The organism is Micromonospora sp. MH99 (assembly GCF_021442385.1).
GTDB lineage: Bacteria > Actinomycetota > Actinomycetes > Mycobacteriales > Micromonosporaceae > Micromonospora.
The window spans coordinates 210098-229114 of record NZ_MUZA01000001.1 but is presented as its reverse complement, the minus strand read 5'-3'; the positions used below and the strand labels follow the sequence as shown (position 1 = coordinate 229114).

The 19017-nt window shown below is 71.9% G+C and carries 19 protein-coding genes; 9 read left to right on the top strand and 10 right to left on the bottom strand.

Annotated elements, in window-relative coordinates; translation table 11 throughout:
* Nucleotides 1-15: 15 nt before the first annotated feature.
* From B0E54_RS01045 to B0E54_RS01025, 5 genes are all read right to left on the bottom strand, one after another.
* A complete protein-coding gene (locus tag B0E54_RS01045) occupies nt 16-594 on the bottom strand; it encodes a dihydrofolate reductase family protein (RefSeq protein ID WP_234581161.1) in 579 nt (192 codons plus the stop codon).
* Nucleotides 591-1790, bottom strand: coding sequence for an RNA polymerase sigma factor (locus B0E54_RS01040; RefSeq protein WP_234581159.1), 1200 nt, complete (start codon nt 1788-1790; stop codon nt 591-593). Before B0E54_RS01040 ends, B0E54_RS01045 begins: the two co-directional genes overlap by 4 nt.
* Nucleotides 1791-1809: 19 nt before the next feature.
* Entirely contained in the window at nt 1810-2163 is a 354-nt protein-coding gene (locus B0E54_RS01035; protein ID WP_234581158.1) for a YciI family protein, read from the bottom strand.
* A gap of 39 nt (nt 2164-2202) precedes the next feature.
* Complete coding sequence (locus B0E54_RS01030; protein ID WP_234581157.1) at nt 2203-2616, bottom strand: DUF6069 family protein; 414 nt, start codon at nt 2614-2616, stop codon at nt 2203-2205.
* Nucleotides 2617-2779: 163 nt separating this feature from the next.
* The gene (locus B0E54_RS01025; protein ID WP_234581155.1) at nt 2780-3433 is read right to left on the bottom strand and encodes a TMEM175 family protein; all 654 of its coding nucleotides are present in this window, start codon (nt 3431-3433) and stop codon (nt 2780-2782) included.
* 258 nt (nt 3434-3691) lie between these two features.
* On the opposite strand from B0E54_RS01025, the gene B0E54_RS01020 reads away from it, so the two are divergent.
* From B0E54_RS01020 to B0E54_RS00995, 6 genes are all read left to right on the top strand, one after another.
* On the top strand, nt 3692-5188 hold the full coding sequence (locus tag B0E54_RS01020) for a DUF1996 domain-containing protein (protein WP_234581154.1): 1497 nt from the start codon (nt 3692-3694) through the stop codon (nt 5186-5188).
* A 186-nt stretch (nt 5189-5374) separates the two neighbouring features.
* Nucleotides 5375-6460: a hypothetical protein gene (locus tag B0E54_RS01015; protein ID WP_234581148.1), complete on the top strand. Its 1086-nt coding sequence runs from the start codon at nt 5375-5377 to the stop codon at nt 6458-6460.
* Nucleotides 6461-6604: 144 nt separating this feature from the next.
* A complete protein-coding gene (locus B0E54_RS01010; RefSeq protein ID WP_234581147.1) occupies nt 6605-7204 on the top strand; it encodes a TetR/AcrR family transcriptional regulator in 600 nt (199 codons plus the stop codon).
* 72 nt (nt 7205-7276) lie between these two features.
* Entirely contained in the window at nt 7277-7804 is a 528-nt protein-coding gene (locus tag B0E54_RS01005) for a cupin domain-containing protein (protein WP_234581145.1), read from the top strand.
* 445 nt (nt 7805-8249) lie between these two features.
* Nucleotides 8250-9809, top strand: coding sequence for an MFS transporter (locus tag B0E54_RS01000; protein ID WP_234581142.1), 1560 nt, complete (start codon nt 8250-8252; stop codon nt 9807-9809).
* Nucleotides 9810-9940: 131 nt separating this feature from the next.
* On the top strand, nt 9941-10489 hold the full coding sequence (locus B0E54_RS00995; RefSeq protein ID WP_234581140.1) for a TetR family transcriptional regulator: 549 nt from the start codon (nt 9941-9943) through the stop codon (nt 10487-10489).
* Nucleotides 10490-10578: 89 nt separating this feature from the next.
* Here B0E54_RS00995 and B0E54_RS00990 read toward each other — a convergent pair whose 3' ends face one another.
* The 3 genes from B0E54_RS00990 to B0E54_RS00980 form a co-directional block, all read right to left on the bottom strand.
* The gene (locus tag B0E54_RS00990) at nt 10579-11538 is read right to left on the bottom strand and encodes an MFS transporter (protein ID WP_234581139.1); all 960 of its coding nucleotides are present in this window, start codon (nt 11536-11538) and stop codon (nt 10579-10581) included.
* Between the two features lie 48 nt (nt 11539-11586).
* Nucleotides 11587-11958 (bottom strand): DUF302 domain-containing protein, encoded by a 372-nt coding sequence (locus tag B0E54_RS00985; protein ID WP_234581136.1) that lies wholly within the window; start codon nt 11956-11958, stop codon nt 11587-11589.
* Nucleotides 11959-12105: 147 nt separating this feature from the next.
* Nucleotides 12106-12540 carry a glutaredoxin domain-containing protein gene (locus tag B0E54_RS00980; protein ID WP_234581135.1) on the bottom strand — a complete coding sequence of 145 codons (435 nt, stop codon included), beginning with the start codon at nt 12538-12540 and terminating at the stop codon, nt 12106-12108.
* A gap of 270 nt (nt 12541-12810) precedes the next feature.
* Here B0E54_RS00980 and B0E54_RS00975 point away from each other — a divergent pair, with 270 nt between their 5' ends.
* From B0E54_RS00975 to B0E54_RS00965, 3 genes are all read left to right on the top strand, one after another.
* Nucleotides 12811-13941, top strand: a complete 1131-nt coding sequence (locus B0E54_RS00975) for a hypothetical protein (protein ID WP_234581133.1) — start codon at nt 12811-12813, stop codon at nt 13939-13941.
* Between the two features lie 199 nt (nt 13942-14140).
* Entirely contained in the window at nt 14141-14746 is a 606-nt protein-coding gene (locus tag B0E54_RS32670) for a response regulator transcription factor (protein WP_234581132.1), read from the top strand.
* 119 nt (nt 14747-14865) lie between these two features.
* On the top strand, nt 14866-15450 hold the full coding sequence (locus B0E54_RS00965; RefSeq protein ID WP_234581131.1) for a response regulator transcription factor: 585 nt from the start codon (nt 14866-14868) through the stop codon (nt 15448-15450).
* A gap of 26 nt (nt 15451-15476) precedes the next feature.
* On the opposite strand, the gene B0E54_RS00960 is transcribed toward B0E54_RS00965, so the two are convergent.
* Nucleotides 15477-17252: an ABC transporter ATP-binding protein gene (locus B0E54_RS00960; RefSeq protein ID WP_234581129.1), complete on the bottom strand. Its 1776-nt coding sequence runs from the start codon at nt 17250-17252 to the stop codon at nt 15477-15479.
* On the bottom strand, nt 17249-18976 hold the full coding sequence (locus B0E54_RS00955) for an ABC transporter ATP-binding protein (protein ID WP_234581128.1): 1728 nt from the start codon (nt 18974-18976) through the stop codon (nt 17249-17251). Before B0E54_RS00955 ends, B0E54_RS00960 begins: the two co-directional genes overlap by 4 nt.
* Nucleotides 18977-19017: the final 41 nt, after the last annotated feature.

Sequence of the window (19017 nt, the reverse complement as noted above, 5' to 3'; positions counted from 1 at the left end):
GGTGGCGCTGACGACTCAGGTGTGCCGGGTGGGTCGGTAGGTGAGTTCCTGGGAGCGGCCGTCGAGGGTCCGGCACTCGATCAGCTCCAGGTCGTAGTCGGCCGTCCCGTGAAAGATCGGCTCCGTTCCGGTCTGACCGGTGACCACCGGAAAGAGCGTCACCTGAATGAGGTCGACCAGCCCGGCGGCCAGCAGTGCCCGGTTCATCGAGAGGCTGCCGTGTGACCGCAACGGCACCTCGGACTCCTCCTTGAGCCGGGCGACGACGTCGACGGCGTCACCGCGTACGACTGTCGCGTCCGGCCAGTCGAGGGGGCCCTGCAGCGTGTTCGACACGATCGTCGCCGGAAGGTTGATCATGCGGGTGACCCAGGCGTCCCGGACGTCGGACTCCTCGGTGCTGTCGGCCAGCATTTCCACGAAGATCCGGTAGGTGCCGCTACCGAAGACCATGCGCTGGTCCTCGCCGTACGTGGCGAGGCGGCGCTCCAGCAGCTCCGGGCCCTGCTTACCCCAGTAGCCGCCCCAGTTGCCGGTGGTGCTGCCGAAGCCGTCGAGGCTGGTGAAGACGTCGAAGGTGTAGGTGGCGGTCACGAGGGTCTCCTCGGGTGGGTGAGTTCGGTACGACGCGTCCGCAGAAAGGCGCGCTCGGTCTCGTTGCTGGTCAGCGCGATGGCCTGGTCGTAGGCGGCGCGGGCCTCGCGGTCGCGGCCGAGCCGGGCCAGCAGCTCGGCACGGGTGGCGGGCAGCCGGTGGTAGCCCGGGAGGTCGACGTCCTCCAACGCGGCGAGGGCTACCGCCGGCCCGTGCACCTCGGCGACCGCGACGGCACGGTTGAGCGCGACGATGGCGGTCGGCGCGAGCGCGAAGAGCTGGTCGTACAGCGCCAGGACCTGCGGCCAGTCGGTGGCCGCGCCGTCGGTGTGCACCGCGCCGATCGCGGCCTGGATCTGGTACGGGCCGGGCCGGTTGCGCCGCAGGCAGCGCCGGACCAGGTCGTGGCCCTCGACGATGAGTGCGCGGTTCCACAGTGACCGGTCCTGGTCGACGAGGAGGACGAGTCCGCCGGTCGGGCCGAGCCGGGCCGGACGGCGTGCCTCGGTCAGCAGCAGCAGGGCGAGCAGGCCCAGCACCTCGGGTTCGTCGGGCATCAGGGCGGCCAGCTCGCGGGCGAGCCGGATCGCCTCGGCGCACAGGTCCGTTCTGATCAGCGGCCCGGCGGTCGAGGCGTAACCCTCGTTGAACATCAGGTAGAGCACGGTGAGCACGGGCGGCAGCCGGTCCGGCAGCTCGTGTTCGGCGGGTACCCGGTACGGGATCCCCGCGTCCCGGATCTTCTTCTTCGCGCGCACGATCCGCTGCGCGATTGTCGTCTCCTGAACCAGGTAGGCCCGCGCGATCTCCGGTACCTCCAGACCGCCGAGCAGGCGGACGGTCAGGGCCGTCCGCGCGTCCGGGGCGAGTGCCGGGTGACAGCAGGTGAAGATGAGTCGAAGCTGGTCGTCCTTCACCGGTCCCACCTCCTGGGGCTCGTCCTGTTGGTGCAGCAGCAGGGCCTGGGCCTGCCGGGCCTCGCGGGTCGACTCCCGGCGGAGGCGATCGACGGCCCTGTTCCGCGCGGTCGTCACGATCCAGGCGCCGGGATTCGGCGGTGGGGACTCCCACTTCTGCAGCGCCGTCGTGAAGGCGTCCTGGACCGCCTCCTCGGCGAGGTTGATGTCACCGAGGATGCGGGCCAGTGTGGCGACGCAGCGGCCGTACTCCGCGCGGTAGATGCTCGCCAGGTCCATGTCGGGCGACAGCTCCCGCTCAGGCTTGGGACAACTCGTCGAACGGGCGCACCTCGATCGGGCCGCAGGCGGCCGCGCACCTCTCGGCCCAGGCCAGCGCCTGGTCCAGATCCGCGCACTTGATCACCCAGAAGCCGGCGATGTGTTCCTTCGTCTCGACGAACGGCCCGTCGCTCATGGAGGTGGCGCCGTTCTCGACCCGGACGACAGTGGCGCTGTCGGGCGACGTGAGCCCCCCGCCGAAGACCCAGGCGCCCGCGGCCTGCATGTCGTCGTTGATCCGACCGGTCTCCCGGAACATGATCTGCGTTTCCTCGTCCGACGGCGTCGGTGCGCCCTCGACGACGTGCACGGACAGCAGGTACTGCTTCATGGTGATCCTCCGATAGCTCGACGATGAGTGGGGAACAGGTCAGGCGGCCAGGCGGCGCGCGACAGCCGGGATCACGATCGCGGCCGCGACCAGGTGGGTGAGCATCAGCAGCGCCCTGGTGGCCGTCCCGGCGTCGGCGAGCACGTCCGGCACCAGGGACAGGACCGTCAGCGCCACAGTCGTACGGACGAACGCGCGCCGCGGACGCCGTGCGAAGCGGGACAGCAACACGGCGAGCAGCACGCCGATCGACGAGAAGACGGCGGTCAGCACGCCGAACCCCGCCACCGGAATCGGGGCGCCGCTCACGTCGAGGCTGATTCCTGCCGCATGGCCGGCGGCGGCGACGGTCATGGTGGCGGCGCTCGCGGCGATCGTGGCGATCGCACCGGCCCCGATCAGCGCGCCGAAGGCCGCCGTGGTGGTGCGGGTGGTCTGCGCGGTGGTGGTCATCGTGCCCTCCAGCGGGTGTGGCCCGTCTCGATTCCGGGCTCTCACCCTGGCTACGAAGAGAGCCGGTCCCGATCGACAGGCGCACCCACAATATTTTGACGGCGTCGTCGCCGGTGTACGCCGAGCCGGCCCGCCAGCCGGCCCGCGGGCCGTCCGGTGCGGTTCAGGCGGAACGGCCGGTGGTCTTGTCGTCCTCGCCGTACTCGCCGCGGATGGGCAGGTAGTAGGCGGGCAGGAAGGCCGCGATGATGACTACGCCAGCGATCGGCACGAACGCGCCGACGAGGATGCCGCCGCCGATCCAGGCCAGCGCTAGTGCGAATCGGCGGCCGATGGCCCGCACGCCGAAGGGGCCGAGGCTGGGGTCCAGGAGTCGCGCCCGGCGGAGGTGGACCCAGATGACGTTGAACAGGGCCGCCGCCAACCACAGTGTCGTGCCGTAGACGACGACCGCCGTCCGCAGCCCCTGCTCCGCGCGGAGCGCGTCGGCGAGCAGCGACGTGGAGAACGGCAGGAACGCGATGACCATCAGGAGCAGCGTGTTGAGGAACAGGACCGGACGGTCGACGTGCCGGACCCGGTCGAACATGACGTGATGGTTGACCCAGACCTGCCCGACGAGCAGGAAGCTCAACGCGTACCCCAGGTACGACGGCCACAACGCCCCGAGGCCCGGCAGGAGGCGCCCGAAGTCCTTCGGCGGTTGGATCTCCAGCACGAGAAGCGTGACGGCGATGGCGAAGACGCCGTCGCTGAAGGCGACCAGCCGCCCCGGCTGGCGCGCGAGCCGAGGAGTGCCAGGACGACCGGACGACATGCCCTCCAGTATCCGATCGGATGACGATTCGTTACCGCAAAATTCGTAATCACCGGAACCGGGTCACTTTCCCGGAGTTAAAACAAACTTAAGTCTGCGGGGGCGAAAAACTGTTATCCGGAGCCGGGACGCCGGCCACCAGGAGACCTGCGGGCCGCCCTCCTTAATTCTTTTTCCGCACGTTGAAGCAGGCTCTGGACGTGCACATACTTCACCCGACAGGAGCGTTATCGCCCGACTCGAAGGACACCACTGGTAATGCGGACTCCCCCCGCGCATGTCGCACCGCCGGACCGGGCGCGAAAGCGCCGTCGCCTCGCCCGCGTCACGCTCGCCGCCGCTGTCGTCGCCGCACTGGGCGGCAGTGGCATCTACATCGCCGGCGCGCAGGCCGAGGAGGTCGCCGTGCCCGGCCGCGTCCAGGCGGAGGCCTTCGCGGCGCAGTCCGGCGTGCAGACCGAGAGCACCGGCGACGCCGACGGCGGCAGGAACGTCGGCTGGCTCGCCAACGGCGACTGGCTGCGGTACGACGGCGTCTCGGTAACCGGCGCGGAGCTGACGGCCCGGGTCGCCGCGCACAACACCGACGGCGGGGCCGTCGAACTGCGCCTCGGCACGCAGACCGGCACGCTGCTGGCCACTTTCCCGATCACCCATACGGGTGGCTGGCAGAAGTGGACGACGGTCACCGCCACCGCGTCCGGCGTGCCGACCGGCCCGCAGACCGTCTTCGCCGTCATGAGGAGCACCTCGACGTCGGACTTCGTGAATCTGAACTGGTTCACGTTCGGCCCCACGACGGCGACGTCGCCGAGCACGTCGGCCGCACCGGCCACGTCGTCGGCACCGACTCGCACTCCGTCCGCGTCGCCCTCCGCGTCGGTCCCGCCGAGCGCGCCGGCCGCCGGCTGGGTGCCGGTCGACCAGGCGGCGTGGAGCAGGGAGTTGGCGGCCTTCACCGCGATCACCCCGAAGGCGGTGCCGCCGGGCACCACCCGCGTCCCCGAGTTCCATACCGACTGCGAGGTCGCCAACTCCGCCCCGGACGACCCGATCGTCCTGCCCGGCCTCTCGGGCGCGTCGCACATGCACACGTTCTTCGGCCCCAAGGTCGACGCCTTCACCACCACCGACAAGCTGCTCTCCTCGAAGACCACCTGCAACGCCCCTGGCGACCTGAGCGCCTACTGGGTCCCGGAGCTGCGCAAGGACGGTAAGCCGGTCCCGATGAAGAGCTTCCGGGTCTACTACGGCTCGCGGGTCAAGGACCCGTCGACCGTCAAGCCCTTCCCCCCGGGTCTGCGGGTGGTCGAGGGCGACGCCAAGAAGCAGGTCGACACCCCGAAGAACGCCGGCAGCAACCAGTTCTGGTGCGCGGGCAGCGCCGAGATTGGCCGCAGCGCCGACGGCAACTGGCCGGTCTGCGCGCCCGGCGGCAACCTGATCTTCCAGCTGGTGTTCAAGGACTGCTGGGACGGTGAGAACATCGACTCGCCCGATCACAAGTCGCACATGGGTGACCCGGTGAACGGTGTCTGCACCGGCAGGTACCCGGTGGCGGTGCCCGATCTCTCCTTCATGGTCAACTACGAGTCGCTGGGCGGGGACGGCCTCAGCCTCTCCTCCGGCAAGCCGTCCTCGATGCACGGCGACTTCATGAACGCCTGGGAGCCCGAGCACCTGGGCGCCCTGGTGAAGTCCTGCCTGAACCAGAACGCCAAGTGCGGGGTGGAACCGACGTTTGCCGGCGGCTGATCCCCGCCTCCCCACTCCTGAACGGCCCCCTCGCCCCGGCGAGGGGGCCGTTCACCGTTCACCGCGCCGATCGGTCCCAGTCCCGGTGGCCGACACCCGACACCGGAGCGCGCAGTAGCCGACTGTGACCATCACGTCACGGCGAGCACACTCCTCTGCGACCCGTCCCCGTCGAGTGGAGGAACAATGCGTCTCCGATCGTTCGTCACCGCCGCGCTGGCCGCTGTCCTGGCCGCCGGCGCGCTCACTCCGCCCGCACCGGCCGCCGCGGCCACCGCCGACCGCTGGGGGTTCGCGTACGTGAAGGACCCCACGGTGCCGGTCTGGACCGTGCTGGACACCAGCCGGCAGTGGGGTAGCTGGAAGACCGCGTTCCCGGCCGCCTGGGCCGACGGCGTCAAGCTCGCGCCCGGCCGGTTCCAGGTCCGCTTCCCACAGGTGGGCGCCAGTTCGCGGGGCGTGCCGCACGTGACCCCGGTGAACCGGACCGGGCACTACTGCGAGGTGGTTCGCTGGTTCCAGTCCGGCGCCGACGAGATCGTCGACGTGCAGTGCCACCGGCCCGGCGGCACGCGCGAGGACACCCCGTTCACCGTGCTCTGGACGACCAGTTCGGGCGTGCTGCCGGCCGGCACCTCCCACGCGTACGTGCAGTGGGGCGGCGGCGTGGTGGTGCAGTCGTACAACTCGACGGGCGTGGTGAACACGGTCGGGCCGGTGGGGGTCGGGCAGTACCTGGTGCGGCTGCCCGGGGTCGGTCTGGCCGGGGTGCTCGCCGGCGACGTGCAGGTCACCGCCGTACAGCCCAACGCCGGCCCGCGCCGGTGCAAGGTCTACTCCTGGGCCGCGGTCGGCAGCGACGTGCAGGTGTACGTCTTCTGCTACGACCAGGCCGGCGCGTTCACCAACACCGACTTCGCCCTGTCGTACCACCGTCGGCGGCCGGTGATCGGCTCCCTCGCGCCGCCGTCGTACTTCGGTCACCTGGGCACCGCCGTCGGCGGGCCGACCAACGACAACTCGGTGCTCGGCGTCGGCGCGAACACGGTGGCGCCGCTGGTGCCGGCCGGCCGCTACCTGGCGACCTTCCCGCAGATCGGTCTCAAGGAGACCCACGTCCAGGTGGTCGCGCAGGGCGCCGGCAGCAACTACTGCCACCTCACCCAACCGTGGACGTACACCACCAACGCCGACGTCGACGTGATCTGCTTCGACAACGCCGGCGTCGTCACCCCGCACCGCTTCCTGGCCACCTTCACCTCCCGGCTCTGACGCCACCACCGTGCCGGCGGTGGCCGTCCGCGGTCGCCGCCGGCACGATGACGCCGCGTCACCCCACCGAGCCCCTAGGATTCGGGGCATGACGGCAGCGCGCCCGGCGGACCGACGGTGAGTCGCGCCCCGCGCAGCGACGGCGTGGCCAACCGGGAGAAGGTCCTGACGGCGGCGTTGCGCACGTTGCAGCGTGACCTGGCCGCTCCCATGGCGATGGTCGCCCGGGAGGCCGGTGTGGGCGTCGGGACGCTCTACCGTCACTTCCGCGACCGCGAGGCCCTGCTGGTCGCCCTGCAGATCCGCTCGATCGGCATGGTCCTCGCTCTGGTCGACGAGGTGCTCGAGCGCGGGGTCACGGGCATCGACGCGGTGCACGAGTTCCTGGTCGGCACGGTCCGCCACGGCACGGAGCTCTTCCTGCCGCATCACGGCGCCCCGGTCACCACCGATCCGGAGTACCGGAGCCTGGAGCGGCGCGTGTGGGCCGGTGTCGGCCGGATGGTCGAGCGCGGCGTCGCCGACGGATCGTTGCGGCCGGATCTGACGGCCCGCGATGTCATCATCTTCGGCTCGCTGATCGCGGTGCCGATGCCCGGCGTGGGCGACTGGCCGGAAGTCGCCGGTCGCCAGATCGACCTATTCCTGACCGCGCTCCGCCCGGGGCAATCCCCCGCCGGGGGCCGCGACGCGCATCCCGGAGAGCAACGAGTTCCGGCTAGCCGGACGATATATTCCGTTTAACGGGCTCGTCGCCCGGAGAAGAAGGAGGGCGTCCGCGAGCCCTGCTGACGCAGCCCAGGAAGGACGAGCAGCATGAGCGCCTCCGACCGCGCCGCCCCCGCCATCCCGGACGACGACCCGACCCGAACACTCACCATCGCCGGCCCCGACGGACCGGCGACCACCTGGATCTCCCTCGCCGGGGGCACCTACGCCATGTTGATCACCGGTGAGCAGACCAACGGCCGGTACTGCCTGATCGACATGCGCATCCCCGACGGCGGCGGACCGCCGCCGCACCGGCACGACTTCGAGGAGATGTTCACCCTCCTCGAAGGCGAGATCGAGTTCACCTTCCGCGGGGAGAAACGCACGGTCCGGGCCGGCTCGACCGTCAACATCCCGGCCAACGCCCCGCACAACTTCCGCAACACCTCCGGCGCACCGGCCCGCATGTTGTGCATGTGCACCCCCGCCGGGCAGGACGAGTACTTCCTGCGCGTCGGCGACAGGATCGCCGGAGCGGACGCACCGCCACCGCGGCTCACCGACGACGAGCTGGCGCAACGCCGGCAACGCGCGGCCGACCTGGCTCCCGAGTACCGCAGCGAGCTGCTCTGACGCGCGCATCCGGCCCCGCCGCGGGTCCGATCTGATGATCGAGCCCGGGCGGGACCGGATGCTCCGTGCTGCTGTCGTCGCGCTGGTCCACCCGACGAGCTGGCCGAGAAGCGGGTCAGCCGAAGCAGTCGGGGACGGGCGGCGCGCTGGGCGTGCAGTTGGTGGGCCGGTTCCCGCTGATGACCGACCTGTCGTCCACGGTGACCTGTCCGCCGTCGTTGAAGATCCCACCCGGCGCCAGGACGGAGATGTTCTCCGTGACCTTGGATCCGCGAGGGTGAGGTTCGCCCCGTGGCCGGCGTTCGCGCGGACGATCGCGGCGATCAGCTCGTTGGCGCCGCAGGGTACGTCCCGGACGTCGCCGCCCGTGAGCGCCTGCTTGTCTTCGGTCTCGCCGTCGGGTTAGCCTCTAACATGTTAGTTGCTAACGCGAAGGGCGGCACAGATGAGCACGCGCGTTGATCGCCGTTGGTGGATGCTTATTGCCGTCTGCCTTGCCGTACTGGTGCTGAGTCTCGACTTCACCGTCCTGAACGTGGCCCTCCCCAGCATCTCGGGCTCGCTGGGCGCCGGCACCGCCGAACTGCAGTGGATCGTCGACGCCTACTCGCTGGCGATCGCCGGTGCGATGCTGCCCTCCGGTGCGATCGCCGACCGCATCGGCCGCAAGAAGGTCATGCTTGCGGGGCTCGGCCTGTTCTTCGTCGCCTCGTTCGCCGCCGCGCTGTCGGAGACGGCAGGCCAGTTGATCGCGGCCCGCGCCGTGATGGGTGTCGGATCGGCGATCATCCTGCCGCTGACCCCGGCGCTGGTCATCACGACCTTCTCCGGCCGTGAGCGCACTCGGGCCATGGCCGTCTTCACGGCCGCTGTCGGTGCCGGGATGCCGTTCGGGCCGATCGTCGGCGGCGCCCTACTCGAACGCTACTCGTGGAGTTCGGTCTTCTGGATCAACGTTCCGATCCTCGCGATCGCGTTCGTGGCCGGCCTGCTGCTGATCGACGAGTCGCGCAGCGAGACGCCGCGCCCGCTGGACATCGTCGGCAGCATCCTGGCCGTCGTCGCCACTGTCGCGCTGGTCTACGGCGTCATCCGCGGCCCCGAGTCGGGCTGGTCGGACGGCCTGACCATCGCCCTGCTGATCGGCGCGGTGATAGCGATCGCGCTGTTCGTGGCCTGGGAACGGCGCGTCGCCCACCCGCTGATGGAGCTCCGACTGTTCCGCAAGCCGCAGTTCACCTGGAACACCGTCGCCATCATGATCGTCGCCTTCGCGCTCGCCGGCGTGATCTTCGTGGTACCTCTCTACCTCCAGGCGGTGCGGGGCTTCGACTCGCTCGGCACCGGCCTACGGATCATCCCGATGATGGCTGGCCTTCTGGTGTCCGGCGCCCTGGCCACCAGCCTGGACCGCAGGTTCGGCGGCAAGGTCATCGTGATCACCGGCCTGGTGGTGATGGGCGCCGGGCTGCTCCTGCTCACCCTGGTCGACGATGCCAGCGGGTACGGGTGGCTGGCGATCGGCCTCGCCGGCTGCGGGTTCGGGGTCGGCGCGGTGATGGCCACCTCCCTGGAGGCGGCGGTCGGCTCGGTCGGTGACGACGACGCCGGCAGCGGCTCGGCGGTGGTCAACACGTTGCGCCAGGTCGGTAGCGCCATCGCGGTGGCCGCGATGGGCAGCGTGCTGTCCGGCGTCTACCAGAAGGACCTTGATCCGGCGCTGGGTGGCCTTCCGTCCGCAGCGGCCGACGCGGCGAAGGAGTCGGTGTTCGGCGCGACCGCCGTCGCCGAGAAGCTCGGACCGTCCGGTTCCGCGCTGGTGCGCTCCGCACGACTGGCGTACGTCGATGGAATGTCGATGGTCATGTGGTGCTGCTTCGGCCTCGCCGTGGTCGGTGCCGTGCTCTGCCTGGCCCTCCTGCCGAAACGCGAATCGTTCGCATCGGTGACACCGCACGATGACGACGAATCCCCGGTGAGCACCACCGCGCAGAGCAAAGGTTAGGCTGCCACAGTATCCAGATGAATCCGCAGAATGAGCCCCCTGTGAGCAGTACTGATGTTCCCCGGGCACCGGGATCCGACTGGCGCCGTGAGAAAAGAGAGCGCACTCGCCGGCAGCTTCAGAAGAATGCCATGCGGCTGTTTCTGGAGAAGGGTTTCGACGCCACCACGGTCGAGGAGATCGCCGCCGCCACCGGCGTCTCGCACATGACGTTCTTCCGCTACTTCCCCACCAAGGAGGACGCGGCACTCGAGGACGACTACGACCCGATGATCGCCGACCTGATCGCCAAGCGTCCGGCCGACGAGCCTGCCATCGACAAGATCCGGCACGCTCTCACGCACGGGCTCAACCAGCTGTACGACAGCGAACGCGACGTGCTGCTGTCCCGGATGCAACTGGTCTACCAGACGCCCGCGCTGCGGGCGGGCACCGGGCAGCGCCGCGACGCCGACCAGCAACTGCTCATCGAGGCGCTGGCGCCGACGGCAAGCGGATCCCGAGGCAAGCTGCACCTGCGGGTCCTGGTCGCGGCGGCGCTGGCGGCCACCACGGAGGCCATCCGCTACTGGGCGGAGAGCAACGGCGCGGACGACCTGCGCCACCTCATCAACGAGGCATTCGACGCGCTGCGCGCGGAGTTGACCCAGAGCGCACCTGTCGACGAGGCCGCCGACTGACCCGACGTGCGGTGCCGCGCCGGTCGGTGGGTGCGCAGGCGATCGGTGGCCTGGGCCGGGGTGTGCGAGCCATCCCGGACCGCTGCGGGCTACGGCGCAGAGTCGGCGGTCTCCCGGCGCTCGCTCCTGCTGAGCGGGATCTTTCTGCCCGAACGTGCGGCGGGGCGGCGGACGGGCCGCAGGCCCACGTAGGCGACCGCACCGGAGGCCAGGTACAACGCGGCCTGCACGTTGAGCACGAGCACGACGTTGAGCGCGTCGCCGAGCAGACCGGCCGCCGCCATGCCCAGGCCCTGTGCCGCGTTGTAGATCGCATAGTAGGCGCCGAAGGCCCGGCCGAGATCGGTTTCCGGCACGCTTTGCTGGATCTGCGCGAAGGCCCCGCTGCCATAGGCGACGCCCGGCACGCCGACCAGGATGAACAGCAGGACGTACCACCCGGGTTGACGGGTGACCGCCGGTCCGTTCCAGATGACCAGGCTGATCAGGCCGAACGTGGTGGCGCCGAGGCTCATCAGCAGCCGGGAGCTGAGCCGCGCCCCCAGCATACCGACGATGAGCCCGCTGGCCACACCGCCGATCGCCTGTACGCCCCGAAGCACGCCGGTGAGCGTGCCGTCGGCATGCAGCGCGCGGCTGACGAAGACCACGAAGAGCACCACGAACAGGCCCTGCGCGATGCCGCCCAGCGCCACGCTCAGGATCGTCACCCGCACGGTGTGGTTGCGCAGCATCGCCGCGAAGCCAGAGCGCCAAGTGGTGAAGAACGACGACGTACGTTCCGGTGGGTTTGACCGCGCGGCGCCGCGACGCGCGGCCCGGCGGCCGGCGACGATCAGGGCTGCCGTGGTCGTGAAGGCCACGACCGCGCCGATGGCGAGGTATCCCGTGCCGGCGCGGGTGATCGCGAACCCACCGAGCGAGCCTCCGATCAGCCGTCCGACACTGATGTTGAGCGCCACCATGCTGTTGGCACTCACCAGGTGCGCGGGTTCGACGAGGCTGGGCAGCGCCGCGTTGCGGGCGGAGTCGAACGTCTGGGTCAGCACGGCCTGGGCGCCGGCGATCAGGCAGATGACCCACAGCTGGTGGCCCGCTCAGCGGTCCGGGACCGTGGAGGCGATGGTGGCCGGGGCGTTCAGGGGCGCGAGCTGGTCCTCGCCCAGTCCGTACCGCTCGGCGAGGTACGCGGGGTCCTGCCAGGTGACCAGCGCACCGGGCTGGCCGTCGTCGCGCACCATGATGCGCATCGGCAGGTCGATGGCGATCTCCGGACGGGCCTGCATGAGCGGAGTGCCCGCCTGCGGGTTCCCGAAGATGATGACCTGCGTGTCCGGCATGCTCAGCCCGACCTTGCGAGCGGCCGCCGCGTGGTCGACGACCGCCGCCACCGCCGCGCCCGCACGTTCCGCCTCGGCGCGCAGCGCCGCCACCGTCTCTGCGACATCGCGGACGCTCCGCCTGGTCATCAACCCGTCGTTCACGCCCGCCCCCGCTCACCGTGGTACCAGCGAATCCACCTCATCGTGCCGGCAACCGGGACCGACTCGGGGAGGTTTGCCGCAACCGGCCGTATGCGAAAAGTGCGGCAAAACCTGCCGCCGGGGGCGGGCGTGTCAGAGCGAGCGGAGTCGCTCGCGGAGCCAGGCGCGGTCGGGGTTCACCACGGCCTGACCGCCGAGCACGACCGTGGGCACCGTCTCGTTGCCGCCGGTTATCGCCCGGACGGCGGCGGCACCCGCCGGGTCGTGCCAGATGTCCACCCAGTGCGCCCGCCGAGCGAGCCGGCCGAGCGAGAACCGGAGCTGGAGGCAGTAGCGACAGCCGGGGCGCCAGTACATGATCGGCAGCCCGTCCGCCGCGCTGGCCCGCTGCGCCTCGGCGGCGCCCACCGAGCGGGGGAATGCCCACGGTGACAGCACCAACGCCAGCGCCAAAAAGATCAGAAACTCGACAGCGCCGACCACGGGTAAGCCGTCGGCCAGTTGAGACACCAGGACCACCACGCCGAAGACAGCCATCAATATCGCCAGAACCCACCGCCGCACCACGCTGGGGACACTACCGCCGGACGCGCGGCTGCGCGTTCGCCGACCTGGTCGGGAGGACGGATCACACACCCGGCGGCGGGCCTCCCCGCCAGACACCGCGGGCGCGGTGGCCCCATCCGGCCGACAACCGCGTCCATCACCAGATGCGAATACGTGAGTGCATAGCTACTATGGGTCAGCAATCCAGAAGGGAAGGGGGGTAGTGCCCGCGTGCGAAGTCCCGTCAACGGAACCGCGACGATGCCTGCGCCGAGCCGATCGGCTGCGCTCGTGGCCAGCCGACTGCGCGGGCTCGCCCGGCGGTTGGTACTGCTCGCGGCTGCCGTCGGGGCCGGTTTCCTCCTGGCCGCCCTGTTTCAGGGGCCGGCCGCCGCCGACGGGATACACGGCGACCACGGCGACGAGCCTCATGGCCAGCTCCGCGTCCTGGTCGAGCCGATCGCACGACTCACGGTCACCGAGCGCTCCGCGGGTGAGCGCCCGCGCGTCACGCGGGCCGACGAGCCCCGCCAGGATCGGCCCCGCGCCCCGCTGGCCGGGGCCATCGGCGACGTCGTCGCCCCCCGTGACGGGACACCCTCGACGCCGCCTCGTCGGTCGACGGCGGCATCGCCCAGGTCCGTGCCGCTGCCCCGGGTCGGCGCAGCCGCGCCGACCGAGGCTGGCGAGCGCGCGCGGCTCCGGCCCGCCTCCCCAGCGTCCAAGGCTCATCGTCCGGTTCGCCAAGGGCACCCGTCCCGGTCGGGCGCCCATCCGGCGGCGCTGCCCGTCCCCGCCGCAGCCGAGGCACACGCGCTGCCCGCGACGGCCGGGTCTCTCGCGGTGGGCCTGATCGCCACTCCACTGCCGCACGTCGTCACCATCGTGCGGGCGGTGCCGATCCAGTTCGTCATCGTGGCGCTGCTCCGTGTCACCGACGCCGTCCTGCCGCCCGCTCTCCGGGCGGTGATCCCCCCGGCGACACCTCCGCTTACCGCTCACCCGCCGCCCGGCCCGGCCACCATGCCGATGACCGGCTCGCCACCCGCAGCGGCCGTGCCGACACCACCGGTGCGCTCGCTGATGTCACCCGTCCGCGCCGCGCCGCCGACCGTGTGCGTCGAAGCGGCGCCGCCTCCCGCCGCTCCGCCGATGTCGGTCGCCGTCCCCACCAATCCCACGGCCTCGACGGGGCACCTCGCCGCACGCCAGGCCCCGTTGGCGGTGACCGGCTACCTTCCCGGGCGGCCCGTCGCGCCGGTCGACCAGGAGGCCGCCGGCGTCGACTATGGATCGACGGCGGGGCCGGGTCTGATCCGGCCGGTCGACCGGCAGTCGCCCCTCGCTTCCGAGGCGCCCCGCGACCGGGTGCCACTCCTCGTCGAGAGCCGGGCTCCGTCTGCGATCGCCCGCCCGGGCTGAGGCGGGTCGACCGACCCGGGTGGCCGACCGACACGATCGGTCCCATCCGCTGGCCTGGTCGATCAGTGCCCGTGCCCGTCTGCCGTGACGGCTCCGGGCCCATGCCTATCCGTCCGTCACGCGTGACCGCCCTGACCAGCCCGTGAACGTTCCGGGATCGGTGGCCGGTGTGACGCGTACCTGAGATCGGAGAAACGTGGTGATCCACGTTGTCGTCGCCGAGGACATGGGTTTACTGCGCGGTGCGCTCTGCGCCGCGCTGTCAGGTGAGGAGGACATGAAAGTGGTCGCCGACGTCGAGGGCGTCAGCGAACTGTTGACCGTGGTGCGCCGGTGCAGACCCCAGGTGGTGGTGCTGGCCCTGACACCGGAGTCGCCCGACCCGGTGGAGATGGTCACCCGGATCAGCGCGGAGGCACCGCACGCCGCCGTGCTGGCGATGAGCCCTCGGTGGAGCCCCGCCCTGGTGGAGGCCGCGCTGGCGGCCGGCGCACGCGGGCTGCTCGGCAAGGACAGCTCCCTGGAGGAGCTGGTGCGTGCGATCCGCGCGCTCGCCGCCGGCGAACGGGCGATCGACCCGGCCGCCGCGGTGGCGGTGCTGAGCCCTCCGGAGATCCCGTTGACCCCTCGGGAGATGGACGTGCTGCGGATGGCGGCCGAGGGTCTGCCCCTGAAGGAGATCGCGGCCCGCCTCTACCTGGCACACGGGACGGTGCGCAATCACCTCTCGGTGATCCTTCGCAAGACCGGTGCTCGCAACCGGTTGGAGGCGGTGTGGCGCGCGCGCAGTAGCGGCTGGCTGTAGCCGTCGGGGGGCGGGGCCGCAAGGTGCCCGGCCCCGCCCCCGTCGCCGTGCGGACCCCACGGATGCGTGTTTGAATATTGACGTAGTGTGATCACCTTCGGAGTGCGGGAAGGTTCATCGTGATCCGTACCCTGCTCGCCCTGGACGGTGCCCTGGTGCTGGGCGCGCTGTCGTTCGTCCTCGCCGCCGAGGACGACATCCGCGTCGTGGCTGAGGTGGATCGCGGCGACGCGGTCTCCGCGGCCGTCCGCGACCAACGCCCCGACGTGGTGGTGGCCGACCTCGACGTGGTCGAGGGAGTCGATCCGAGCCGTTTCGGTAGGTGCCCCGTGCTGCTGCTGGCACACCCACATCGGGCCCGGCGACTGCGCGGCCTGTTCTGCCCGACCCGGACGGTCGGCATCCTGCGCAGCGACGCCGGCCCCCAGCGGGTCATCGACGGGATCCGCCGGCTCGCCCGCTCACAGCCCGTGCTCGACGCGGATCTCGTCGTCGCTGCGCTGCGCTCGAACGGCCCGCTGACCAGCCGCGAGACCGAGGTGTTGACGCTGACAGCGGCCGGGGCGCCGGTCGCGGAGGTGGCGGCGTCGCTCGGGCTCAGCCGGGGCACCGTCCGCAACCATCTCGGTCGTATCACCCGCAAGGTGGGTGCGCGCACCCGGGTGGAGGCCGTACGGATGGCAGGCGAGGCAGGCTGGATCTGACGGCGCCGTCGGCTCGGGCGCGCGATTCAGCTCAGCCGCGCCCCCGTTCGGGACAGCGCCACCGGGTCGTCCCAGCAGCCGACGAGCGCCCGGTACGTCACCGAGCGGGCCAACAACTGCTCGTGCGTACCCACCACGGGCTCGTCGCCATCGAGGACCAGCACCCGATCAGCCCGCAGCGCGGAGCTGATCCGGTGCGCGATCACCACGAGGCTGCCGTGCCGCCGGGCGAAGGCACTCTCGACTGTCGCCTCCAACGCCGGGTCCAGGTGACAGGTCGCCTCGTCGAGGACCACCAGCGGGACGGGCGCCAGCCAGGCCCGCACCGCCGCGATGAGCTGCCGTTCACCGGCGGAGAGCAGAGCCGGCACGACCGGCGCGTCCAGACCGCCCAGACGGGTCGCCAGGGGGCCCGCACCGAGCGCGGCGAGGGTGTCCTCCAGGAGGGCGTCGTCGGCGTCCGGCCGCAGGTAGCGGAGGTTGTCGGCGAGGCTGCCGGTGAAGACGTACGCCTCCTGAGGCACCAGCACCCTCATCCGGGCCAAATCGGCCGGCTCGGCGTCGGCCACCGTCGCGCCGCCTAGGCGGACCGTACCCGCCTGCGGCGGCACCAGACCGGCCAGCAGGGCGGCCAGTGTGGACTTGCCCACGCCACTCGGGCCGACCACGGCGAGGTGATCCCCCTCGGCCAGCGTCAGCGCGAAGTTCCGGAGAACGGGCCGGGCGCGCGGGCCGTAGCCGAAGGTCAGTCCGCGGACCTCGACGGCCGGTGCGCCGTCGACCGGACGGGCCGGTGGGCGGGCGCGTGGCGTCCGGGTGGTGGGAGCGGGCCGGCGGGGTTCGTCGGACACCGGTCCGGCCCGCAGGATGTTCTCCAGGGTGACCGCGTACCGCAGCCCGCCGCCGCCGATGCCCTGCACCAGCGTGTGCAGGGCCGGTTGCAGGCCGGTGGAGACGTAGATCAGCGCCCCCAGCACCGCGCCCGCCGTCAATCCGCGTTCGACCAGCCACGCAGCGGCCGAGAGCAGCACGACCAGCGGCAGCCAGCCGCCGATGGCGAGGCTGAGGCTGCGGATCACCGCCATCCGGGCGAGGGCGCGTTCGGCGGCGGCCTGTGCCAACACCCGGCGTTCGACGTCGGCAGTGACGCGCGCCTGCGCGCCGCAGGCCAGCACGTCGCGGTGACCGGCCAGCGCGGCCGACGCCGACTGGCCGAGCTGTTCACCAGCCCGGACGTACGCGCGCTGGTGCCCGGCCATCGCGGGCAGCGCGGCGAGGAACACGACCAGGCCGACGACCAGTGGCGCGGCGGCCAACGCCGCCACCACCGGCGCCAGGGCGAGCAGACCGAGCAGGGCCGCGCCGGCGGAGAAGAGGAAACCGCGGGTCACCATCAGCAGACCGGCGAAGGTGTCGCGGACGATCTCCATCTGGTGGGTCAGCCGGGTCACGGCCGCGCTGTCCGGGCGACCACCGACCCGGGTGGCGTCGCGCAGGGCACCCCGGACCACCTGGGCGGCCACCTCGTCGCGGAACGGCTCGACCACGGCGCCGAGGCTGCGGTACGTCCGACCGGTCGCCGCCGCGCCGATCAGCACCGTCACGGCGAGCGCCCCCAGCCACGCCAGGCCGTTGAGGAACCGTCCGGCCAGGAAGCCGTCGTCGACGGCGCGCGCGACCAGGAGGCCGGCGAGCAGCGCGGGCAGCGCCTCGACGAGCGACCAGCCGCAGAGCCGGGCGACGTCGCGCCGGCGGGCCCGCAGCGCCCGCCAGGTCACCAGTCGTACGCTGGGACGGCTCACAGCCCACCGCCGGCCGGCTGGAAGAGGGCACGGTAGTCCGGGTCGGCCCAGAGTCGCCGGTGCGGCGCCAGGCCGCGCAGCCGACCGCCGTCCAGCCAGGCGACGAGGTCGGCCGCGGCGGCCGCCGCGATCCGATGGGTGACCACCAGGCGGGTCCGCTCGCCGCCGCGTCCCAGAACCGCCTCGGTGATCCGGTGCTCGGTCGCGGTGTCCAGGCTGGACATGGCGTCGTCCAGGATGAGCAGCCGCTCGGCGGCGAACGCCCGGGCCAGACCGAGGCGTTGGGTCTCGCCTCCGGAGAGCGGGGTGTCCACCAGTGGGGTGCGGTAGCCGTCGGGCAGACGGTCGATCACGTCGGCGACCGCCGCCCCGCGGGCCCCCCGAAGGACCGCAGGCGTGGCCGGGCTCGCGTCGGCCGGTGGCGTCGCGGACTCGACCGGCAGCGCCAGACCGATCGCGTCGTGGACTGTCGCGCCGATCAGCACCGGCTGGTCGAACGCATAGCCGACGGCTCGGCGCAGCGCCGCCCCGTCGAGGTCGCGCAGCGGCACGCCGTCCAGGCGCACCTCACCGCCGTCGGGGTCGTGCAGGCGTCCCGCCACGGCGGCCAGTGTCGACTTGCCGGCACCGGACGCTCCGACGACGGCCACTATCGCGCCGGCCGGTACGTCCAGGTCAATGCCATCCAGGATGGGCCGGCCGTCGTCGGCGTGCACGCGTACCCCGCGCAGTCGCAGGGCCCCGCCGCCGGGTGGAAGCTGTCGCTCGCCCGAGGGCGCGGCGGGCTCGGTCAGCAGCTCGGCGACCCGGTGTGCTCCCGCGCGGCTGCGGACCAGGTGGTTCAGGGTGGCGAGCACCCCACCGAGGCCGGCGCCCATGGCGGCGTACCGGACGGCGGCGACCAGTTCGCCCGGCGTGAGCCAGCCCGCGGTCAGGGCGTACCCGCCGACCGCGATGACGCTCAGGTTCAGCAGCGGCGCCACGGCGGACGTACGCGCGCTCGCCCGCGCCAGCAGTTCCCACGCGCGCCGGCCGTGCAGCCCCAGCTCCGGTAGGGCTGCCAACACCCGGTCCTCCTCACGGTGGACGGTGGCGGCGGCGGCGATGGTCCGGGAGCCGGTCAGCGATTCCAGCAGTCGGCCGGCGATGGCGCCGAGCACCCGCTGGTATCCGGCGGTGGCGGCCGAGGCGTCGGCCACGAAGGCGCGCATGAGGACGGCGAGCAGGCCGAGGCCGGCGAGCAGGGTGATCCCCAGGACCGGTTCCATGATGGCGAGCGCGACGACGCTGCCCAGTGGTGGAAGCACCGCGACGACGGCCAGGACCACGGCGTTGCCGGCCTGTCCCGCGTCGGCGGCCTGGCCGACCAACCGGCCGACGAGATCACCCACGGGATAGCGGCGGGTGGTGCGGACATCCACGGCGAACAGGTGGCGCAGCAGGCGACGGCGGAGTCCGGCGGTGGCGCGTGCCGCGCCGAACCCGCTGGCCAGGTCGGTGAGGGTGTCGACGCAGACGAGGACGACGACCAGGGCACCGGCGGCCACCGCCCACCAACCGGAGCCGCCGGCGAGGGCGGCGTCGACGGCGTGGCCGAGGGCCGCGGGCAGCAACAGTTCGGCAGCCGCGCCGAGCAGCGCGACCGCCGCGAGTCCACCGGTCCAGCCGCCGCCGGCCAGAACCGTCCGCCTCAGCAGCCGGTCCCCCGCCTCGAACGTCGGCATCGGTCCTCCCAGTGCTACGCGGTCGCCCTGGGTGGGCACGT

Bases quoted from the DNA above. Each gene is read 5' to 3' on its own strand.
- B0E54_RS01040 (WP_234581159.1), bottom strand. From the start codon at position 1,790: ATGGACCTGGCGAGCATCTACCGCGCGGAGTACGGCCGCTGCGTCGCC.
- B0E54_RS01035 (WP_234581158.1), bottom strand. From the start codon at position 2,163: ATGAAGCAGTACCTGCTGTCCGTGCACGTCGTCGAGGGCGCACCGACG.
- B0E54_RS01030 (WP_234581157.1), bottom strand. From the start codon at position 2,616: ATGACCACCACCGCGCAGACCACCCGCACCACCACGGCGGCCTTCGGC.
- B0E54_RS01025 (WP_234581155.1), bottom strand. From the start codon at position 3,433: ATGTCGTCCGGTCGTCCTGGCACTCCTCGGCTCGCGCGCCAGCCGGGG.
- B0E54_RS01020 (WP_234581154.1), top strand. From the start codon at position 3,692: ATGCGGACTCCCCCCGCGCATGTCGCACCGCCGGACCGGGCGCGAAAG.
- B0E54_RS01015 (WP_234581148.1), top strand. From the start codon at position 5,375: ATGCGTCTCCGATCGTTCGTCACCGCCGCGCTGGCCGCTGTCCTGGCC.
- B0E54_RS01005 (WP_234581145.1), top strand. From the start codon at position 7,277: ATGAGCGCCTCCGACCGCGCCGCCCCCGCCATCCCGGACGACGACCCG.
- B0E54_RS01000 (WP_234581142.1), top strand. From the start codon at position 8,250: ATGAGCACGCGCGTTGATCGCCGTTGGTGGATGCTTATTGCCGTCTGC.
- B0E54_RS00995 (WP_234581140.1), top strand. From the start codon at position 9,941: ATGCGGCTGTTTCTGGAGAAGGGTTTCGACGCCACCACGGTCGAGGAG.
- B0E54_RS00985 (WP_234581136.1), bottom strand. From the start codon at position 11,958: ATGACCAGGCGGAGCGTCCGCGATGTCGCAGAGACGGTGGCGGCGCTG.
- B0E54_RS00955 (WP_234581128.1), bottom strand. From the start codon at position 18,976: ATGCCGACGTTCGAGGCGGGGGACCGGCTGCTGAGGCGGACGGTTCTG.